The 17,792-nt window shown below is 70.1% G+C and carries 16 protein-coding genes and 2 rRNA genes; 5 read left to right on the forward strand and 13 right to left on the reverse strand.

The window, feature by feature from the left end; translation table 11 throughout:
- Window positions 1-8 precede the first annotated feature (8 nt).
- The 4 genes from argG (at window position 9) to HJ588_RS18710 (ending at window position 4,201) form a co-directional block, all read left to right on the forward strand.
- Window positions 9-1,427, forward strand: a complete 1,419-nt coding sequence (gene argG, locus HJ588_RS18695) for an argininosuccinate synthase (protein WP_171158466.1) — start codon at window positions 9-11, stop codon at window positions 1,425-1,427.
- Complete coding sequence (locus HJ588_RS18700) at window positions 1,417-2,301, forward strand: patatin-like phospholipase family protein (RefSeq protein WP_343036803.1); 885 nt, start codon at window positions 1,417-1,419, stop codon at window positions 2,299-2,301. The genes argG and HJ588_RS18700 overlap by 11 nt, the downstream gene beginning before the upstream one ends.
- A gap of 105 nt (window positions 2,302-2,406) precedes the next feature.
- Window positions 2,407-3,354: an aldo/keto reductase gene (locus HJ588_RS18705; RefSeq protein ID WP_343036804.1), complete on the forward strand. Its 948-nt coding sequence runs from the start codon at window positions 2,407-2,409 to the stop codon at window positions 3,352-3,354.
- Window positions 3,341-4,201 (forward strand): aminoglycoside phosphotransferase family protein, encoded by an 861-nt coding sequence (locus HJ588_RS18710; RefSeq protein WP_171158469.1) that lies wholly within the window; start codon window positions 3,341-3,343, stop codon window positions 4,199-4,201. The genes HJ588_RS18705 and HJ588_RS18710 overlap by 14 nt, the downstream gene beginning before the upstream one ends.
- A 15-nt stretch (window positions 4,202-4,216) precedes the next feature.
- Here the strand turns inward: HJ588_RS18710 and HJ588_RS18715 are convergent, their stop codons facing one another.
- From HJ588_RS18715 to HJ588_RS18745, 7 genes are all read right to left on the reverse strand, one after another.
- A complete protein-coding gene (locus tag HJ588_RS18715) occupies window positions 4,217-5,380 on the reverse strand; it encodes an aminotransferase class I/II-fold pyridoxal phosphate-dependent enzyme (protein ID WP_171158472.1) in 1,164 nt (387 codons plus the stop codon).
- Window positions 5,377-6,045, reverse strand: coding sequence for an NUDIX domain-containing protein (locus tag HJ588_RS18720; protein WP_171158474.1), 669 nt, complete (start codon window positions 6,043-6,045; stop codon window positions 5,377-5,379). Before HJ588_RS18720 ends, HJ588_RS18715 begins: the two co-directional genes overlap by 4 nt.
- On the reverse strand, window positions 6,042-7,727 hold the full coding sequence (gene pyrG, locus HJ588_RS18725) for a CTP synthase (RefSeq protein ID WP_171158476.1): 1,686 nt from the start codon (window positions 7,725-7,727) through the stop codon (window positions 6,042-6,044). Before pyrG ends, HJ588_RS18720 begins: the two co-directional genes overlap by 4 nt.
- A gap of 149 nt (window positions 7,728-7,876) precedes the next feature.
- On the reverse strand, window positions 7,877-9,574 hold the full coding sequence (recN, locus tag HJ588_RS18730; RefSeq protein WP_171158478.1) for a DNA repair protein RecN: 1,698 nt from the start codon (window positions 9,572-9,574) through the stop codon (window positions 7,877-7,879).
- A 38-nt stretch (window positions 9,575-9,612) separates the two neighbouring features.
- On the reverse strand, window positions 9,613-10,524 hold the full coding sequence (locus HJ588_RS18735; RefSeq protein ID WP_171158480.1) for an NAD kinase: 912 nt from the start codon (window positions 10,522-10,524) through the stop codon (window positions 9,613-9,615).
- On the reverse strand, window positions 10,521-11,324 hold the full coding sequence (locus tag HJ588_RS18740; RefSeq protein WP_343036805.1) for a TlyA family RNA methyltransferase: 804 nt from the start codon (window positions 11,322-11,324) through the stop codon (window positions 10,521-10,523). Before HJ588_RS18740 ends, HJ588_RS18735 begins: the two co-directional genes overlap by 4 nt.
- A 2-nt stretch (window positions 11,325-11,326) precedes the next feature.
- Window positions 11,327-11,629, reverse strand: coding sequence for a hypothetical protein (locus HJ588_RS18745; RefSeq protein ID WP_171158482.1), 303 nt, complete (start codon window positions 11,627-11,629; stop codon window positions 11,327-11,329).
- A gap of 236 nt (window positions 11,630-11,865) precedes the next feature.
- Between HJ588_RS18745 and HJ588_RS18750 the strand changes: the two genes are divergently transcribed.
- Window positions 11,866-12,075: a hypothetical protein gene (locus HJ588_RS18750; RefSeq protein WP_171158484.1), complete on the forward strand. Its 210-nt coding sequence runs from the start codon at window positions 11,866-11,868 to the stop codon at window positions 12,073-12,075.
- Between the two features lie 123 nt (window positions 12,076-12,198).
- Here the strand turns inward: HJ588_RS18750 and HJ588_RS18755 are convergent, their stop codons facing one another.
- The 6 genes from HJ588_RS18755 to HJ588_RS18780 all read right to left on the reverse strand — a co-directional run.
- Window positions 12,199-12,891, reverse strand: coding sequence for a hypothetical protein (locus HJ588_RS18755; RefSeq protein ID WP_171158486.1), 693 nt, complete (start codon window positions 12,889-12,891; stop codon window positions 12,199-12,201).
- 95 nt (window positions 12,892-12,986) lie between these two features.
- On the reverse strand, window positions 12,987-14,180 hold the full coding sequence (locus tag HJ588_RS18760) for an HAD-IIA family hydrolase (RefSeq protein ID WP_171158488.1): 1,194 nt from the start codon (window positions 14,178-14,180) through the stop codon (window positions 12,987-12,989).
- Between the two features lie 60 nt (window positions 14,181-14,240).
- Window positions 14,241-14,618, reverse strand: coding sequence for a single-stranded DNA-binding protein (locus HJ588_RS18765; protein WP_171158490.1), 378 nt, complete (start codon window positions 14,616-14,618; stop codon window positions 14,241-14,243).
- Between the two features lie 163 nt (window positions 14,619-14,781).
- Window positions 14,782-16,422 (reverse strand): tetratricopeptide repeat protein, encoded by a 1,641-nt coding sequence (locus HJ588_RS18770; protein ID WP_171158492.1) that lies wholly within the window; start codon window positions 16,420-16,422, stop codon window positions 14,782-14,784.
- A gap of 128 nt (window positions 16,423-16,550) precedes the next feature.
- A 5S ribosomal RNA gene (gene rrf / locus HJ588_RS18775) occupies window positions 16,551-16,668 on the reverse strand.
- Window positions 16,669-16,918: 250 nt separating this feature from the next.
- Window positions 16,919-17,792: ribosomal RNA gene (locus tag HJ588_RS18780) — 23S ribosomal RNA — on the reverse strand; the annotation flags it as partial.

Here is a 17,792-nt window from a genome sequence, read left to right on the forward strand (position 1 = left end):
CTGCACCCGTGTCGAAAGTGTTGAACTCCATCCCCGTCGGCGAGCGCGTCGGCATCGCCTTCTCCGGTGGCCTGGACACCTCGGTGGCCGTTGCCTGGATGCGCGAGAAGGGTGCCGTGCCGTGCACCTACACCGCCGATCTCGGGCAGTACGACGAGCCGGACATCGAGTCGGTGCCCGGGCGTGCCGGGCAGTACGGCGCGGAGCTGTCCCGCCTGGTCGACTGCAAGCGTCAGCTGGTCGAGGAGGGCCTGGCGGCGATCGCCTGCGGCGCCTTCCACATCCGGTCCGGCGGCCGCATCTACTTCAACACCACTCCCCTCGGCCGCGCCGTCACCGGCACGCTGCTGGTGCGCGCCATGCAGGAGGACGGCGTGTCGATCTGGGGTGACGGCTCGACCTACAAGGGCAACGACATCGAGCGGTTCTACCGCTACGGTCTGCTCGCCAACCCCTCGCTGCGCATCTACAAGCCGTGGCTGGACGCCGACTTCGTCGACGAGCTCGGCGGACGCCACGAGATGTCGGAGTGGCTGACCGCGCGCGACCTGCCCTACCGCGACTCGCAGGAGAAGGCCTACTCCACCGACGCCAACATCCTCGGCGCGACGCACGAGGCCAAGCGCCTGGAGCACCTCGACACCTCGATGGAGATCGTCGAGCCGATCATGGGTGTCCGCTTCTGGGATCCCGAGGTGACAATCGAAACCGAAGACGTCACAGTGCGTTTCGAGGGCGGCCGCCCGGTCGCGATCAACGGCCGCACCTTCGACGACGTCGTGGAGCTTTTCCAGCTCGCCAACGAGATCGGCGGCCGGCACGGCATGGGCGTGTCGGACCAGATCGAGAACCGCATCATCGAGGCGAAGTCCAGGGGCATCTACGAGGCGCCCGGCATGGCGCTGCTCTTTGCGGCATACGAGCGCCTGGTGAATGCCGTGCACAACGAGGACACCCTCGCGCAATATCACGTGGAGGGCCGGCGGCTGGGTCGCCTTCTCTACGAAGGCCGTTGGTTCGACCCGCAGTCGCTGATGATCCGCGAGGGCCTGTTGCGCTGGGTCGCGTCGGCGGTCACCGGTGAGGTCACCCTGCGGCTGCGCCGCGGCGACGACTACACGATCGTCGACACCCAGGGAGAGGCGTTCAGCTACCACCCGGACAAGCTGTCGATGGAGCGCACCGAGGACGCCGCGTTCGGTCCGACCGACCGCATCGGGCAGCTGACCATGCGCAATCTCGACATCGCCGACACCCGCTCCAAGCTGGAGCTGTATGCCGGGCTCGGCGCCCTGCCCGAGCGCGAAACCGACCTGGTCGGAGAGCTCAAACCCGGTGGTGCTGCTGCGATTTCGGCAAACCCGGCCGTCGACACCGACGAGGACGACGCGCTCGACCGTGCGGCGATCGACTCCGGTGTCGACTGAGCACCTGATCACCGACACCGCCCTCGTGCTGGAGGGCGGTGCGATGCGCGGCAGCTTCTCGGCCGGGCTGGTGGTCACCCTGATCGAGGAGCAGATCCGGCTCGACTGGGTCGGTGGCATCTCGTCGGGGTCGACCAACGCGTCCAACTACGTCACCCGTGATGCGTGGCGGGCCAAGGCATCGTTCACGACCTTCGCACAGGACCCGCAGTTCGGCGGGTGGGGCAGCTTCGTGCGGGGCAAGGGGTTCTTCAACTCCCGCTACATCTACCAGGAGTCGGGCCTGCCCGGCGCCGCGCTGCCGTTCGACTGGGACACCTTCGCCGCGTCGGACGACGAGTGGCGCATCGGCGCCTTCGAGGCGACCACCGGCGAGACCGTCTACTGGGGTCGCAAGGACATGCCGACCCTGCTCGACGTGGTGACCCGCGTGCAGGCCTCCTCGTCGATGCCGGTGCTGATGCCGCCGGTCAAGCTCGACGGCCACCTGTATGTCGACGGCGCACTCGGCGAGTCCGGCGGCATACCCCTGGACATCGCGGAGCGCGACGGCTACGAGAAGTTCCTGGTGGTGCTGACCCAGCCCCGCGACTACGTCAAGTCCGAGCAGGGACACGACCGGTTCTTCCGGGCCTACTACCGCAAATACCCGGCCGTCGCGGACGCGATGGCTCTGCGGGCCAAGCGCTACAACGCCACCCGTGAGCGACTGTTTGAGCTCGAAAAGCAAGGCAAGGCATACGTTTTCGTGCCAACTCGCGATCCCGTGAGCAACGGCGAGCGGCGGCTCGACGTCCTCGAGGCGAGCTACCGCGACGGTTACGAGCAGGCGCAGCGGGAGCTGCCCGCGATCCGGGAGTTCCTCGGTCTCTGATCGACCGGACCACATCCGCGCCTCGACAGGACCAACCATCCGGGTGCTGCGTGTGGTCCCCTCGGTGCGGTTCTGGTCCACTCGATCAGGCCTTAGTCTCGGTGCGTGACGATCTCGACAGCAGACCTCGTGCTCGGCGCCATGTACTTTGGCACCCGCTCCGACGAGAAGGACTCGTTCGCCCTTCTCGACCGGTTCGTCGAGCGCGGAGGGCGAACCATCGATACGGCCAACTGCTACGCCTTCTGGGCGTCCGACACCGGTGCCGGCGGCCAGTCCGAAGCGGTCATCGGCCGGTGGCTGGCGGCCAACCCCGGCCTGCGCGATGAGCTGACGATCGCCACCAAGGTGGGTCAGGAGCCGGTCACCCCAGGCGTATTCGACGTCGTCGAGGGCCTGTCCGCGCCGGTCATCGCCCGCGAGGTCGAGCGCAGCCGGGAGCGGCTCGGCGTCGAGACGATCGACATCTACTGGGCGCACGGCGAGGACCGTGCGACTCCGCTGGAGGAGACCGTCGAAGCCTTCGGGCGGACGGTACAGTCGGGAGCCGTACACCGACTCGGCATCTCCAATCACCCCACCTGGCGGGTGGAACGGGCTCGCGCACTCGCCGCCGCGCAGGGTCTGGAGCCCTTCAGCCTGCTGCAACTGACCACGTCATACCTCCGGCCCCGACCGGACGTCGCCGTGCCCGGCAAGGACCACCGCTTCGGCTTCGCGACCGACGAGACGATGGATTACGTCGCCTCCAACGGCCTTGAACTGTGGGCGTACTCGCCGCTCATCCAGGGCAGCTATGACCGATCGGACCGGCCGTTCCCGGATGCCTATCGGCACCCGGGCAGCGACGCACGCCTCGCCACGCTCCACGAAGTCGCCGACGCACTCGACGCGACCGCCGGGCAGACCGTGCTCGCCTGGCTGCTGCACAGCGACCCGCCGGTGCGCCCGATCGTCGGCGTGAGTTCGCTGGAGCAACTCGACCAGGCGCTGGCCGCCGCAGAACTACCGATCACCACCGAGCAACTCGACGCGCTCGATGCCGCCGGCTGAGCGGCCGACGCCGTCGCTGACCGCGCGCCAGCGGGAGCTGCTCGACACCTGGCTGCCGGGGTATGCCGTCGTCGCCGACCACACCTGGGGCCTCGATGACCGCACCGTCCTCGAAATCGTCCATGCCCGAGGGCGATTCATTGTCAAGGCCGGCGGTGAGGCGGAGAAGCACATCGCCCGCGAGATCCACGCACACCGCGAGTGGGTGCCGGTCTGGGCCGTGACGGGGCACGCGCCGAAGCTCGTCCACGCCGACGCGGCGGCCAAGCTGCTGGTCACCGCTCACCTGCCCGGCCGGCTGGTGCTGGGCAGCCCCGCACAGGACGACCCGGAGTGCTACCGCCAGGCGGGCCGGCTGCTCGCGGACTTTCACGCCCAGCACCAGGGCGTGGACGACGACTACCTGGCGCAGGCTCACGACCGGATCGTCCGGTGGCTCGCCTCCGATCACCGGATCGCGCCGGACACCGTCGGGCGCCTACGCGATGCCATCCGCGACTGGCCGGCCGAGCCGGTCGCGGTGGTGCCGACCCACGGCGACTGGCAGCCGCGCAACTGGCTCATCGACGGTGACGACGTGCGCATCATCGACTTTGGCCGAGCCGAAATGCGGCCAGCAGCAACTGATTTCGCCCGACTCGCGCGGCAGGACTTCGAACGGTCGCCGCTGCTCGAGCCGGCGTTCTTCGACGGCTACGGCCGGGACCCTCGGGAGCCGGCGAGTTGGCGGCGCATGCTGCTGCACGAAGCCGTCGGCTCCGCGGTGTGGGCCTACCAGGTCGGTGACGAGGACTTCGAGGCGCAGGGCCACCGGATGATCGGCCAGGCGCTCGACATGGCCGGCTGAGGGTCGGGCTGAACCTCAAGCCCGCAGCATCGCCGCCAGCCGGTCGAGCGCCTCGTCCAGCTGCGCGGGCTCGACGCAGAAGCTGAACCGCACGAAGCGGTGGCCGTGCTCGGTGTCGAAATCGACGCCGGGCGCAATCGCCACACCGGTGCGGTCGAGCACCTCCTGGCACCAGGAGATCGAGTCGTCGGTGAGGTGCGAGACGTCGCAATAGGCGTAGAACGCACCATCCGGCGGCGCGAAGGCGTCGATGCCGAGCTCCGGCAGACGTCGCAGCAGTAGCTCCCGGCAGCTGGCGTAGCGCTCGACGTGGCGCTCCAGCTCGGCGGAGGACTCGGGCGAAAACGCAGCAACCGCACCGTATTGCGACACCGCGGGCGCGCAGATCGCCAGGTTGCTCTGCAGCACGTCCACCGGCCGGCGCAGCCATTGCGGCAGCAGGTTCCAGCCGAGCCGCCAACCGGTCATCGACCAGAACTTGCTGACCGAGCCGAGCACCACCGACTCGCGGCCGAACTCCCACGCGGTGTGCGTGGGACGACCGTAGGAGATGCCGTGGTAGATCTCATCGGACAGCAACAGCACGTCATGCGCCGCGCACCACTGCGCGATCGCGGCGAGCTGCTCCGGATCGATGATCGTGCCGGTCGGGTTGGCCGGGCTGGCGACGATCAGCCCCTGCAGCGGCTGCGCCGCATGGAGCGCGTCGAGCTGACCGACCGTCGGCTGATAGCGCGTCTGCGGGCCGCAGTCGATCTCGACCGGCTGTAAACCGAGCGCCCGCAGGGTGTTTCGGTATGCCGGGTAACCCGGCCTCGCCATCGCGACGCGATCGCCGGCGTCGAACGCGGCCAACAGCACGGTGCTGAAGCCGCCCGACGAGCCTGTGCTGATCAGCACGTCCTCCGGCGCGACGGTGACGTCATACGTCCGCGCGTAGTGGGTGGCGACCGCTTCCCGGAGCGCCGGGATGCCGTCACCCTGGGTGTAACCCAGCTGCTCACTCTCGATCGCGGTGTGCACCGCGTCGAGGACGGGCCGGGGTGCCGGCGTCGACGGCTGGCCGACGCACAGCAGGATCATGTCGCCGTGCGTGCGCTGGCGCTCCTGCGCCGCCCGCAGCACCTCCATCACGTGGAACGGCGGCACCTCGCTGCGCGCCGACGGCGTGCCGGTCATCGGTATGCCGGGTGCTCCGGCCAGGGCGCGTCCGCTGGGCGCAAGGTGGTCCAATTCTTCTCTCGCGCAACGGATCCCGCCAGCACCGAAGCGATCGCGATGCCGTTGTGCATGCGCCCGGTCAATGCGGCCTCGACGACCGCATCGAGCGCGACCCAGGCGGTCGGCATGCCGGCCTCCTCGCCCTCGCGCACGAAGCCCTCGGCAACCGCCGGGTGCACGTCGCGGGCGAGGAACACCCGCAGGTTCTCCGACACGGCACCGGGCGAGGTGAACAGGTCCAGCAGCACGTCCCACCGGGTGGCGTCCAGGTCGGCCTCCTCCCGGAGTTCGCGCGCCGCGGCGTCCCGCGGGTCCTCCCCCGCGACGTCGAGCAGGCCGGCCGGGATCTCCCAGTCGAAGGTGCCGACCGGGTGGCGATACTGCTGGATCAGCAGCACCTCCTCCGCGCCGGGCTCGCCGCGCACGGCCAGCACCGCCACCGCACCGGTATGGCGCACGTAGTCGCGCGTGACGCGGCCGCCCTCGGGCCCGAGGTCGACCTCGTCGGTGACGACGTCCCACACCCGCCCGCGGTAGCCGACGGTGGACGAGACCACCGGCTGCGGGTCGAGCCGGTCGCGGAAGTCGTCCGGAAGCGTCGGGTGGTCGCCGTGCCCGGTCACTGGGTCAGCACCGAGTCGCCGGAACGCGGCTTCTCGACCTCGACGAGACGCGAGGCGCGCTGCTGGTCGATGGCCGCACCGACCAGCCCGGCGAAGAGCGGGTGCGCCCGTCCCGGCCGGGACAGGAACTCCGGATGTGCTTGTGTCGCAACGTAATAAGGGTGCACGCCGGCCGGGAGCTCGACGAACTCGACCAGCTGTCCGTCCGGCGAGAGACCGCTGAAGACCAGACCGGCCTCCTCGAGCTCACCGCGGTAGGCGTTGTTGACCTCGTAGCGGTGCCGGTGCCGCTCGGAGACGCTCGTGGCGCCATAGGCATCGGCGACGACGGAGTCGGCGGTCAGCTCGGCCGGGTAGGCGCCGAGCCGCATGGTGCCGCCCAGGTCACCGGCGCCCTCGACGAACGCCTTCTGCTGCTCCATGGTCGCCACCACCGGCGCGGGCGTCTCCGGGTCGAACTCGGTCGACGACGCACCCTCGATGCCCGCGACGTCGCGGGCATACTCGATCACCATGCATTGCAGGCCGAGGCAGATGCCGAGCGTCGGCACCTGACGCTCCCGCGCCCACCGCAGCGCACCGAGCTTGCCCTCGATGCCACGCACCCCGAACCCGCCGGGCACCAGCACCGCGTCGACCCCGCCGAGGGACTTCTGCGCCCCGGCCGGGGTGATGCAGTCGTCACTCTTCACCCAGCGGATCTTGACCTTGGCGTCGTGGTGGAAACCGCCCGCGCGCAGCGCCTCGGTCACCGACAGGTAGGCATCCGGCAGGTCGATGTACTTGCCGACGAGGGCCACCTCGACCTCGTGCTCGGGCTCGTGCACCCGCTGCAGCAGCTCGTCCCAGGCGTGCCAGTCGACGTCGCGGAACGGCAGCCCGAGCCGGCGTACGACGTAGGCGTCGAGGCCCTCGGCGTGCAGCACCTTCGGGATGTCGTAGATGCTCGGCGCGTCGACCGCGGCCGCGCAGGCCTCGGTGTCGACGTCGCACATCAGCGAGATCTTCCGCTTGATCGACTCCGGGATCTCCCGATCCGCGCGCAGCACAAGGGAATCGGGCTGAATGCCGACCTGGCGCAGCGCGGCGACGGAGTGCTGGGTCGGCTTGGTCTTGAGCTCACCACTCGGGGCGAGGTAGGGCACCAGGGAGACGTGCAGGAAGAAGACGTTGTCCCGGCCGACGTCCTGGCGCACCTGCCGGGCGGCCTCCAGGAACGGCAGCGACTCGATGTCGCCGACGGTGCCGCCGATCTCGGTGATGATGACGTCGACGTCGGGCGCCGCCTGCGCCCGCATCTGTTCCTTGATCTCGTTGGTGATGTGCGGGATCACCTGCACCGTGTCGCCGAGATATTCGCCGCGCCGCTCCTTGGCGATCACCTGGCTGTAGACCTTGCCGGTGGTGACGTTGGCGTCGCCGCGCAGGTTGACGTCGAGGAAGCGCTCGTAGTGCCCGATGTCGAGGTCGGTCTCGGCGCCGTCCTCGGTGACGAAGACCTCACCGTGCTGGAACGGGTTCATCGTGCCGGGATCGACATTGAGGTAGGGGTCGAGCTTCTGCATCGTCACGCGCACACCACGCGCGCGGAGCAATTGTCCGAGGCTGGAAGCCGTGAGGCCCTTGCCGAGCGAAGAGGCAACGCCTCCGGTCACGAAGATTTGTTTCGTCTGCTCCACCACGGGCTCTCAGTCTACGTCACCGGGCCGGCCGTCCGCGCCATCCGGTCGCACTCGGCGCCCCACGCGGCGCAGGTATGCCGAAACCTCCCGCGCGCGTGCGGTTTTCGCGGCGCTCGCCATACGTGATCGGCGTGTTGGCGGCGATCGGCTCAGGCGCGCGCGCCCGCCGCCTGATCGAGCAGCTCCTGGGCGTGCTCACGGGCGGCGGCGCTGTCACTGACGCCGCCGAGCATCCGCGCGAGTTCGGCGAGCCGCTCCTCCCCCTCGACGGCCGCCACCCCGCTCTCGGTGACGTGTCCGTCACTTGCTTTGTGCACCACCAGGTGCCGGTCGGCGTATGCCGCGACCTGCGCGAGATGGGTGACCACGATGACCTGGGCGCTGCGTGCGAGGGCAGCCAGCCGGGCGCCGATGTCGAGGGCGGCCGAGCCGCCGACGCCGGCGTCGACCTCGTCGAAGACGAAGGTGGGGACGCTGCCGCTGGAGCTGACCACCTCCAGCGCCAGCATGACCCGGGAGAGCTCACCGCCCGATGCCGCCTTGGCGACCGTGCGCGGCGCGGCTCCGGCGTTGGCGGCGAGCAGGATCTCGACGTCGTCGATGCCGGTCGGCGACCGCCGTTCGGCGTCGGTGCTCACCTGCACGACGAGCTTGGCCGAACCCATTGCCAAATGGGCGAGTTCGTCGGCGACCGCCTTCTCCAGCCTCTTAGCGGCGGTGCTGCGCGCCTTGCTCAGCTTGCCGGCGGCGGCCTTCAGCTTCGGCTCCAGCTCGGCGACCTGCCCCTCCAGGGCGGCGATGCGGTCGTCGGAGCCGGCGAGCTCCGCCGCCTCGGCGGCAGCCTGCTTGCTCCACTGCAGCACGTCGTCGATGCTGTCGCCGTACTTGCGCAGCAGACCGGTCAGCTCGGCGCGCCGCTGCTGCACCTGCTCGAGCCGGCCGGGGTCGACGTCCAGGTCGGCGAGGTATGACGAGAGATCCGCACCGATGTCGGCCGCGAGGATGCCGAGCTCGCGCAGCCGCGCGTCGATGTCGGCGAGCGCGCTGTCGTGGTCGGTGAGGCCGGCGAGCGCCTGGCGGGCTCGGGCGACCAGGTCGGCGGCGTAGGGAGCGTCGTCGGCGTCCTCGTCGCCGGCGAGCGCCGCGTGCGCGACCTGGGCGCCGTCGCGCAGACCGTCGGCGTGCGCGAGACGTTCGGACTCGTCGGCGAGTTCGGCGTCCTCGCCCGGCTTGGGGTCGATGCGTTCGATGTCCTCGAGCGCCGCGGTGAGCAGGTCGAGCCGCTGCGCCCGGTCGCGGGCGCGGCCGGTCAGCATCGCCAGCTCCGAGCGGGCGGCGGTCCACTCGTCATACAGCCCTCGGTAGGCGGCGAGCGCGGTGGCGACCGGTTTGCCGCCGAAGTCGTCGAGCATTACCCGGTGTTGCTCGGGTCGTTGCAGCCGCCACTGGTCGGCTTGTCCGTGCACCGCGACGAGCAACTCGCCGAGCTCGCCGAGCACACCGACCGGTGCGCTGCGGCCGCCCACGTGCGCGCGGGACCGGCCGGCGCCACTGACCACGCGCGCCAGGATGAGGTCGTCGTCCTCGGCGTCGGCCCCGGCCTCGGCCGCCCGGTCGCGGGCCGGATGCGCGCCGGGCAGGTCCAGCACACCCTCGACGGCGGCGCGTGCGCTGCCGGTGCGCACGAGTCCGGCGTCGGCGCGGCCGCCGAAGAGCAGGCCGAGACCCTGCACCACCATCGTCTTGCCCGCACCGGTCTCGCCGGTCACCACGTTGAGGCCGGGCGACAGCTCGAGCAGGGCGTCGTCGATGACGCCCAGGCCCTGGATGCGAAGTTCGCGCAGCACGTGCGGCAGCCTAACCGCGGCCGCGGACAACGATCCCGTCAGTGCCGGTGCCGCGCGGCGGCCGCGCCGCGCCACCCGGCGACCGACAGGTCGAACTTGGCGACCAGCCGGTCGGTGAAGGGGGCCTTGCCGAGCCGGGCGAGCCGCACCGGCCGGTCGCTGCGTCGTACCTCGATGCGCGAGCCGCGCGGCAGGTCGAACGACCGACGGCCGTCGCACCAGAGCACCGCCTGCGCGTCGGTGGTGCTGTGCTGCAGGTCGATCGCGATGTGCACGTCGTGGCTCAGCACCAGCGGGCGGGCGAAGAGGGCGTGCGCGGAGATCGGCACGACCTCGATGGCGCCCACGCCCGGCCAGATGATCGGTCCGCCGGCCGAGAACGCGTATGCCGTGGAACCGGTCGGGGTGGCCATCACGACACCGTCGCAGCCCCAGGTGGACAGCGGGCGTCCGTCGATCTCGAGGGTGACCTCGAGCATGCGTTCGCGGGCGGCCTTCTCGACCGATGCCTCGTTGAGTGCCCAGTTGGTCCAGAGGGATTCGCCGTCGAGCGACGCCTCGACCTCGAGGGTCTCGCGCTCCTCGACGGTCCAGTCGCGGTGCACGATGTGCTCGACGGTGTGCTCGATGTCGTCGCGTTCGGCCTCGGCGAGGAAGCCGACGTGGCCGAGGTTGATGCCGAGCAGCGGGACGCCGCTCTCGCGCACGGTCTCGGCGCCGCGCAGGATCGTGCCGTCGCCACCGAGCACGACCGCGAGCTCGCAGCCGTCCGGCCGCGGAGCGTCCTCGCCGGTCACGCCGGGTTCGCCGAGCACCCCGAAGGCGCGCAGCTCCTCGATGGAGCCGGTCACTTCGATGCCGTTCTTGGTCAGCCCGTGCACCAGCTCGGCCGCGACGTCGAGGGCCTCGGGCCGGCCGGGGTGCCCGACGAGCAGGACGCGCCGCGTCATACGCGCCGGCCTGCGGTCTCGTCGGTCAGCATCCGGTCCAGGGTGGTCTCGAGCTGCACGTCTGTCATCTTGCCTGGCGTCGTATGCCGTGCCCACAGCAGGTATTCGACATTGCCCGTGCCTCCCGCGATCGGGCTCGTCGCCAGGCCGTGCACGTGCAGCCCGACGCCGGGCAGTGCACCGACGACGTCGCGCAGCACTCGGGACCGCTCGTTCGGCGACTGCACCACGCCGGTGCGCGCCAGCCGCTCCCGGCCCACCTCGAACTGCGGCTTGACCAGCGTCACCAGGTCTCCTCCGGCGGCGGTCAGCTCGGCCAGAGTGGGCAGCACCAGCCGCAGCGAGATGAAGCTCAGGTCGGCGACCACGATGTCGGCCGGACCGCCGAGGTCGGCGGCGGTCACGTCACGCACGTTGGTGCCGGACAGCTCGGTGACCCGGTCGTCCTCCCGCACCGGGGCGGCGAGTTGCCCGTGGCCGACGTCCAGGGCGAGCACCTCGCGCGCGCCGTGCTGCAGCAACACCTGGGTGAAGCCGCCGGTCGATGCCCCGACGTCGATGCAGCGGGTGCCGCCGACCGCGATCGGGAAGGCGTCGAGCGCCGCGACGAGCTTGTATGCCGCGCGGCCCACCCACCGCTCGGGTTCGCCGGTGAGTTCGAGGGTCTGCGGGTCGACGGAGGTCGACGGCTTGGCGACGGGGCGGCCGGCGGCGCTGACCCGACCGGCGTCGATCAGCTCGCGAGCAACGGCCCGGGAGCGAGCGAGACCGCGGTCGACGAGGGCGGCGTCGGCGCGCACGATCAGCCGGACAGGTCGGACAGTCGCTGTTGCAGCCGACGGTGCACCGCGGTGACGTCGGCGATCTGGCCGTCGAGGTGCTCGGCGAGCTGCGCGGTCAGGTCCGGCCCGCGGGCGCCGGCACCTTCGGGGCCGTCCTCACCCACACCGTTCTCACCATCCTCACCATGCTGCCCGGTGCCGTGGTCGCCGTCACCCGGGGCCTGCGCGAGGTCATCCGGTGACGGGAGCGCATCCGGGTCGGGCAGGCCCGACAGCGCCTGGTCGACCTGCGGGTCGCCGGTCGCCGGGAACCTTCCGCTCACCGGCGCAGCACCCGTGGCCGCAACCGGTTCCGGCTCCGACGCCGCCGGGGCTGCACCGCCGGCCGGCGCCGCGGGGCGGGCGGGCGGCGGCCCGGGGACGGGCGGGGCTGCCGTCGTGTTCTCAGCCTGGTCGCTGTCGGTCACTCGAAACTCCTGGTGCGTGCCGTGCCTCACGGGGTGGTGCGTTCCCGCGAGCCTAATAGGCTGCGGGAGGTGACGGCGCGCGACGTACCTCAGTGTCTGGTCCCCCCGGATGGCAGCTCGCCCTGCCTCCGGCGCCCGGGGAGGTCGTCATACGCAAACGCGAGGACGACGGGTTCGCCGGCACCGGGCTGGACGCGCTGCTGCGCGCGGCCCGGGCGGCCGAGTGGTCGCCCGGCGACGAGATCGTCATTGCGCCGAGCGCGGCCGACGTCGTATTCCGGCCTCCGGGTGCACCGTGCTGACCGGCGCTGATCGCCGCTGGCCGGCCCTGACGACCGCTAGCCTGCGCTGACGACGGCTGGCCGCCGCTGACCTGCGCTCACGACGGCTAGTCCACGTCGGCCCGGGCTCAGCCGCCCCGGCCGTTAGGCCCCGGACCGCTTCGCGGCGGCCGTCGTAGTCACGGGTTTCTTGGCCGGCACCTTCGTGGTTGCCGATTTCTTGGCTGCCGTCTTCTTGGCCGGTGACTTCTTGGCTGCGGATTTCTTGGCTGCCGTCTTTTTCGTTGCCGTCTTCTTCGCCGGTGTCTGTGTGGTCGCCTTCGTGGCGGCCGTCTTCGTGGCGGCCTTCTTCACCGCCGACCGTTTGACGGTCTTCCTCGCCGGGGCATCGGTCGCCGGGGCATTCGTGGCCGGCGCATTCGTGGAGGGCGCATTCGTGGTCGACGCCGGCCGGGTCGCGGGCGCCGGAGCAGCTGCGGCGGCGCGTTGCTGCTGCAGCGAGGCCACCTGCGCCCGGAGGTCGGCGATCTCTGCCCGGGCCGCGTCGAGTTCGGCGCCGCGGGCGAGGCCCACACGTTCCAGCCCGACGCGGTCCAGCTGCGAGGCCACCTCCTGGGCGACCAGGTCGCGCACCAGTTGCCGGTTGGCCGCGGCCGCGTCGATCAACTCGTCGGCGAGCTGGCTCACCTGACCTGCGACCACGCCGGCACGGGTGGTCGCCACGCCGACTCCGGGGAGTTCGAGCAGCGTGCCGGCGGCTTCCAGCGCCTTGGTGCGGGTGATCTCGCCCGCGCCGGTGACGATCTGCAGTGCGGTACGAACGCTGTCCAGTGCCATGCCGTCTCTCCTTCGCCGTTCGGCACCGGCAGTCGCATCGCACGACAGCGCATCGGCTGTCCCGCACCGGCTTCGGTGCCGTGAGTGCGCCCAGGCTAGCCGCGACCCGGCAGCGCGGCCACCGCTTGTTGCGTGGTCAGCCGCCCGTCGTCGATCGCCGCCCAGAGCACCCGCAGCGCGAGCCGGAGCCGCTCGATGTCGCCGTCGCCGTGGCCGTCGTCGTTCGCGGCGTCGGCCCCGTCGACTCCGTCGGCCTCGGCGTGCGGGCCGGGCGTGCCGCTGAATGCGACCCGCGGCTGCGCCCCGTCGACGGCCAGGGTTGCCGTGCAGTCCCCGATCGCCCAGGCACCGTCGCCCAGCCTGCGCGGCTCCTCGTAGGGCAGGTTGAGCGCCCGCAGGTCCGCAGCCACGTAGCGCGGTCGCAGCTCCGCCGGTGCGCTCACCAGGTCGGCGGGTCCGTGCACCCCGGTCAGGACGTGGAGCGCGTCCATGCCTGCCGCGTGCGCGCCGGCGACATCGGTCTCCAGCCGATCGCCGATGCCCAGGGTGTGGGCGGCGTCCTGTCCCAGCGCCTTCGCCGCGAGCTCATACATCAGCGGCCCGGGCTTGCCCACCACCTCCGGATCCACCTCGACCGCGAGCCGCACCGCCCGGACCAGAGAACCGTTGCCCGGCGCCACTCCCCGATCGGTCGGCAGCGTCAGGTCGTCGTTGGTCGCAACCCACCGGGCACCCGCCTGGATCGCGTAGGCAGCCTCGCCGAGGTCGGCCGCGGTGACCGCCGGACCGTACCCCTGCAGTACCGCCTTCACCTCGATGTCCACCCTGGTGTCCACCCCCATGTCCACCTGGGTGTCCACCCCGGTGTCTGCGCCGTCGGCACCCGCCGCGCGCTGTCGCATCATCTCCGGCGTCACGGGCTGCAATCCGACCGCGCGCACCGCCTCGGGCACGCCCCGGCCGCCGACGACCAGCACGTGGTCACCCGGGGTCAACCGTTCGGCGAGCCAGCTGGCGCCTGCCAGCGATGAGGTGAGCACCTGCTCGTCATCCAGGCGCACCCCGAGAGCACGCAGTTTCGCGGCAACATCGGCGGGCGTTCGCGACGCGTTGTTCGTCGCGAACACCACGCCACTGCCCGCGTCCACGGCGGCAGCAAGCCCGTCGACCGCATGCGGCACCGCCGAGGCCCCCCGGTAGACGACCCCGTCGAGGTCACAGACGAGCGCGGGATAACGACCGGCGAGCGGCCGGCCGGGCGCGGAAGGACTCGATGCAGTTGCGGTCACCGGGCCATTCTGCCGACCGCCTTCGTCACCGTCCTGGCGCGGGCCCCGGCAGGCGCCGGCTCACGGGCGACGGAGCACCTTCAGCGCGAAGGCCTCGACCTCGTAGCGGCTGACTCGCGCCCCGGCCGGTGGTTTCCAGAATCGCCGCAGCAGCGCTCCGTCGACGGCGACCAGCTCGCCGCCGGCCCAGCGCGACGCCTTCCGGCGAGTGGCTGCCGACCAGCAGACGACGTCGACCGTGTCGATCGTGGGAGACCGCGGCCCGTGCCGTGCCGCTGCCGGCCGGTCGACCACCAGCCGGAAGACGGCCAGCTCGTCCCCGCTCGGCATGACGCGCTGCTCCGGCGGCGCGCTGACCCTGCCGACGAGGTGGACCTCGTTGCGGGCGGTCGTGTCAGCGGCGGCTTCGCGGACCGTCGCGGCGGGTGTGGTGGGCATGGCGCCTCCCGTGGGTCGAACGGATGTCCGTCCCACTGTGCGGCGGCGCGGCGCCCGGGTCGAGTCAGTGGGCAGCCCGCTGTGGATCGCCCCGGCGCGTGATCAGGGATGTGGATGAAACGGGAGATGAAAACGAAAGCGATCGCCGGCGGCCGAAGCGCCGTCAGCGACCCTCTTCCGGCCGGTCCCCCGGCCCCGCGCCCGTGTCGTCATCCGAGCCACCATCCGGCTCGTCCTCCGAGCCGTCCGGACCGTGCGAGCCGTCACCGTCACCGTGCGGGCTCGCAGCCCCGGTCATATCGCCCGCGGTTTCGCTCGCAACCTCGACGTCTCCATCGACGTCTTCGGCCCTGTCGTCGTCACCCTCGTCGTCGTCCTCGCCGTCGAGCAGGTCGGTCAGCACCACACCGTCGAGCAGGTCGAGCCGATCCGCAGCGTCGGTCTCACCCTCCGCGTCGGCATCGAGCGCCTTGGCGAACCATTCCCTCGCTCCCGTCGCGTCGCCACCGGCGAGCAATGCCTCGGCATACGCATAGAAGAGGCGCGCCGCCCAGGGTTGATTCGTCCCACGCTCCAGTGCCGGGATGCGCAGCACCATCTGCGCGGCCTCGGGCTGTCCGAGATCACGCCGGACTCCGGACACCACGATGGCCAGTTCGATGTTATCGGCCTCGCCGAGGTTGCGGGCCTCGTCGGAACTCGCAAGGTCCAGCGCGCGCTCGTGGCGCCCGAGACCGCGCTCGGAGTCCACGAGATAAGGCAAGAGGTGATTGGAGCCGGAAAGCCTTTTGGCAGTGCGGAATTCGCGTATAGCGTCGTTGAATTCACCCCGCCGGTAGTGCACCAGGCCGAGCGCCTCGCGCACCGCGGCAACGCGGCCGGCACGCCGCGCGGCATGCTCCGCGTGCGCCAGTGCCAGGTCCGGGTCCTCCTCGAGCAGAGTGGCCGCGGCCACCAGGTGTTTCGCGACGCCCTCCGCGTTCTCCTTGGTCAGGGTGCGCAGCTCGCGCCATACCGATCGGTCGAGCTCGCGGCCGGTGATGTCCTCCGGCAGGACCGGTGCGAAGCGAGTGTCACGAGCCGACTTCTGTGAGGGCGAGCTACGGTCCCAGCTGCGCGGGCCGCGTTCGGCACGGGACCTGTTCTCGTCGCGCTGCGGCTCGTCGCGGTCGCTCCTTTGCCGATCGGAGTTGTAGCGCGGACGGTCGGACCCGAACCGCGCGTCATCCCCGCGTCGGCCACCGCCGCCACGGCGACCACCAGCGCGATCCTCCCGCCGACCACCGGCGCGCGAACCCCGGTCATCCCGGCGATCGTCACGGCGGTCGAAACTGCGCTGCGGGCGACCTCGCCCGTCACCGTCCGGACGTCCCCGGCCCGTCTCGAAGGACCTCGGGCCGCGCCGCTCCCCGCGCTCGAAACCGCGTCCGCCACGACCCTCTTTGCGACGATCCCGGTCGGTCGACCGGCCGCCACGACGCTCGTCACCACGGCCATCACGACGAGGGCGGTCATCGCGCCCGTCACGACGAGGACGATCCTCCCCGGTCCGGCCGGAGCCGCCGCGCGGCGGTCGCCCGTCCCGGTCCGACGAGCCGTATGACGAACGCCCCGGCCGTCCCTCGCGTCGCTGCGCACGATCGCCACTGTCGTCGCGGGGCTCGCGCTCTCCCGACGACGCCTGATCCGGCCCGGTCGCCGGGCGCGGCTGCCCTGAGCCGTCACCGGCGGCGCGGGACCATCGTCCGGCGCGCCGTTCCTGCCGGCTGCCGTCGGCACTCTTACCGGAGTTGTCGTCGGTCACGATGAGAACCAACCTTCGCTATGGAACTGGGGCCGCCCCCATGTGGACGGAATGACTAAGTCTACAAAGAAAAACAAGGAGCCGGTCTCGGGTGAGCACCCAAGTCCGGCTCCTTGCTTTAAATGTATGTTCGGCGGTGTCCTACTCTCCCACACCCTACCGAGTGCAGTACCATCGGCGCTGAAGGGCTTAGCTTCCGGGTTCGGGATGTGACCGGGCGTTTCCCACTTCGCTATAACCGCCGAAACCCTGTGAAACACACACGGGTTCCAAAACGTGTACACGTCTATCCAATTATCGTGTTACTCGTTGAACCACCAACCCACCCACCACAGCAAGACGGTAAGGGCGTTGTTGGGTGTTGTTTCAGAGTTGCATAGTGGACGCGAACAAACAGACGCTCAACAACGCTGTGTTGAACTGTGACTCCCTTAACCATCGGCCACACCCGTCAGGGTGTTGACGTATGCGGGTCATGGAGCGTTAAGTTTGGGGTTTGAATAAGTTGTCGGCTGATTAGTACCGGTCAGCTCCACACATTACTGTGCTTCCACATCCGGCCTATCGACCCAGTAGTCTCGCTGGGAGCCTCCCCACACAAAATGTGTGTTGGAAACCTCATCTTGAAGCGTGCTTCCCACTTAGATGCTTTCAGCGGTTATCACTTCCGAACGTAGCTAATCAGCGGTGCCCTTGGCAGGACAACTGACACACCAGTGGTTCGTCCATCCCGGTCCTCTCGTACTAGGGACAGGTCTTCTCAAGTTTCCTACGCGCGCAGCGGATAGGGACCGAACTGTCTCACGACGTTCTAAACCCAGCTCGCGTACCGCTTTAATGGGCGAACAGCCCAACCCTTGGGACCTACTCCAGCCCCAGGATGCGACGAGCCGACATCGAGGTGCCAAACCATGCCGTCGATATGAGCTCTTGGGCAAGATCAGCCTGTTATCCCCGGGGTACCTTTTGTCCGTTGAGCGACGGCGCTTCCACAAGCCACCGTCGGGTCACTAGTCCCGACTTTCGTCTCTGCTCGACATGTCTGTCTCACAGTCAAGCTCCCTTGTGCACTTACACTCGACACCTGATTACCAACCAGGCTGAGGGAACCTTTGGGCGCCTCCGTTACCTTTTGGGAGGCAACCGCCCCAGTTAAACTACCCACCAGGCACTGTCCCTGAACCAGATCATGGTCCGAAGTTAGGAGCCCAGAACGACCAGAGTGGTATTTCAACAATGACTCCACACACGCTGGCGCGTGCGCTTCACAGTCTCCCACCTATCCTACACAAGCCGTACCGAACACCAATACCAAGCTGTAGTAAAGGTCCCGGGGTCTTTCCGTCCTGCTGCGCGTAACGAGCATCTTT

Origin of the sequence: Flexivirga aerilata (assembly GCF_013002715.1) — a bacterium.
GTDB classification, from domain to species: domain Bacteria; phylum Actinomycetota; class Actinomycetes; order Actinomycetales; family Dermatophilaceae; genus Flexivirga; species Flexivirga aerilata.

Bases quoted from the DNA above. Each gene is read 5' to 3' on its own strand.
- HJ588_RS18765 (WP_171158490.1), bottom strand. From the start codon at position 14,618: ATGCCCACCACACCCGCCGCGACGGTCCGCGAAGCCGCCGCTGACACG.
- HJ588_RS18755 (WP_171158486.1), bottom strand. From the start codon at position 12,891: ATGGCACTGGACAGCGTTCGTACCGCACTGCAGATCGTCACCGGCGCG.
- HJ588_RS18710 (WP_171158469.1), top strand. From the start codon at position 3,341: ATGCCGCCGGCTGAGCGGCCGACGCCGTCGCTGACCGCGCGCCAGCGG.
- HJ588_RS18715 (WP_171158472.1), bottom strand. From the start codon at position 5,380: ATGACCGGCACGCCGTCGGCGCGCAGCGAGGTGCCGCCGTTCCACGTG.
- HJ588_RS18735 (WP_171158480.1), bottom strand. From the start codon at position 10,524: ATGACGCGGCGCGTCCTGCTCGTCGGGCACCCCGGCCGGCCCGAGGCC.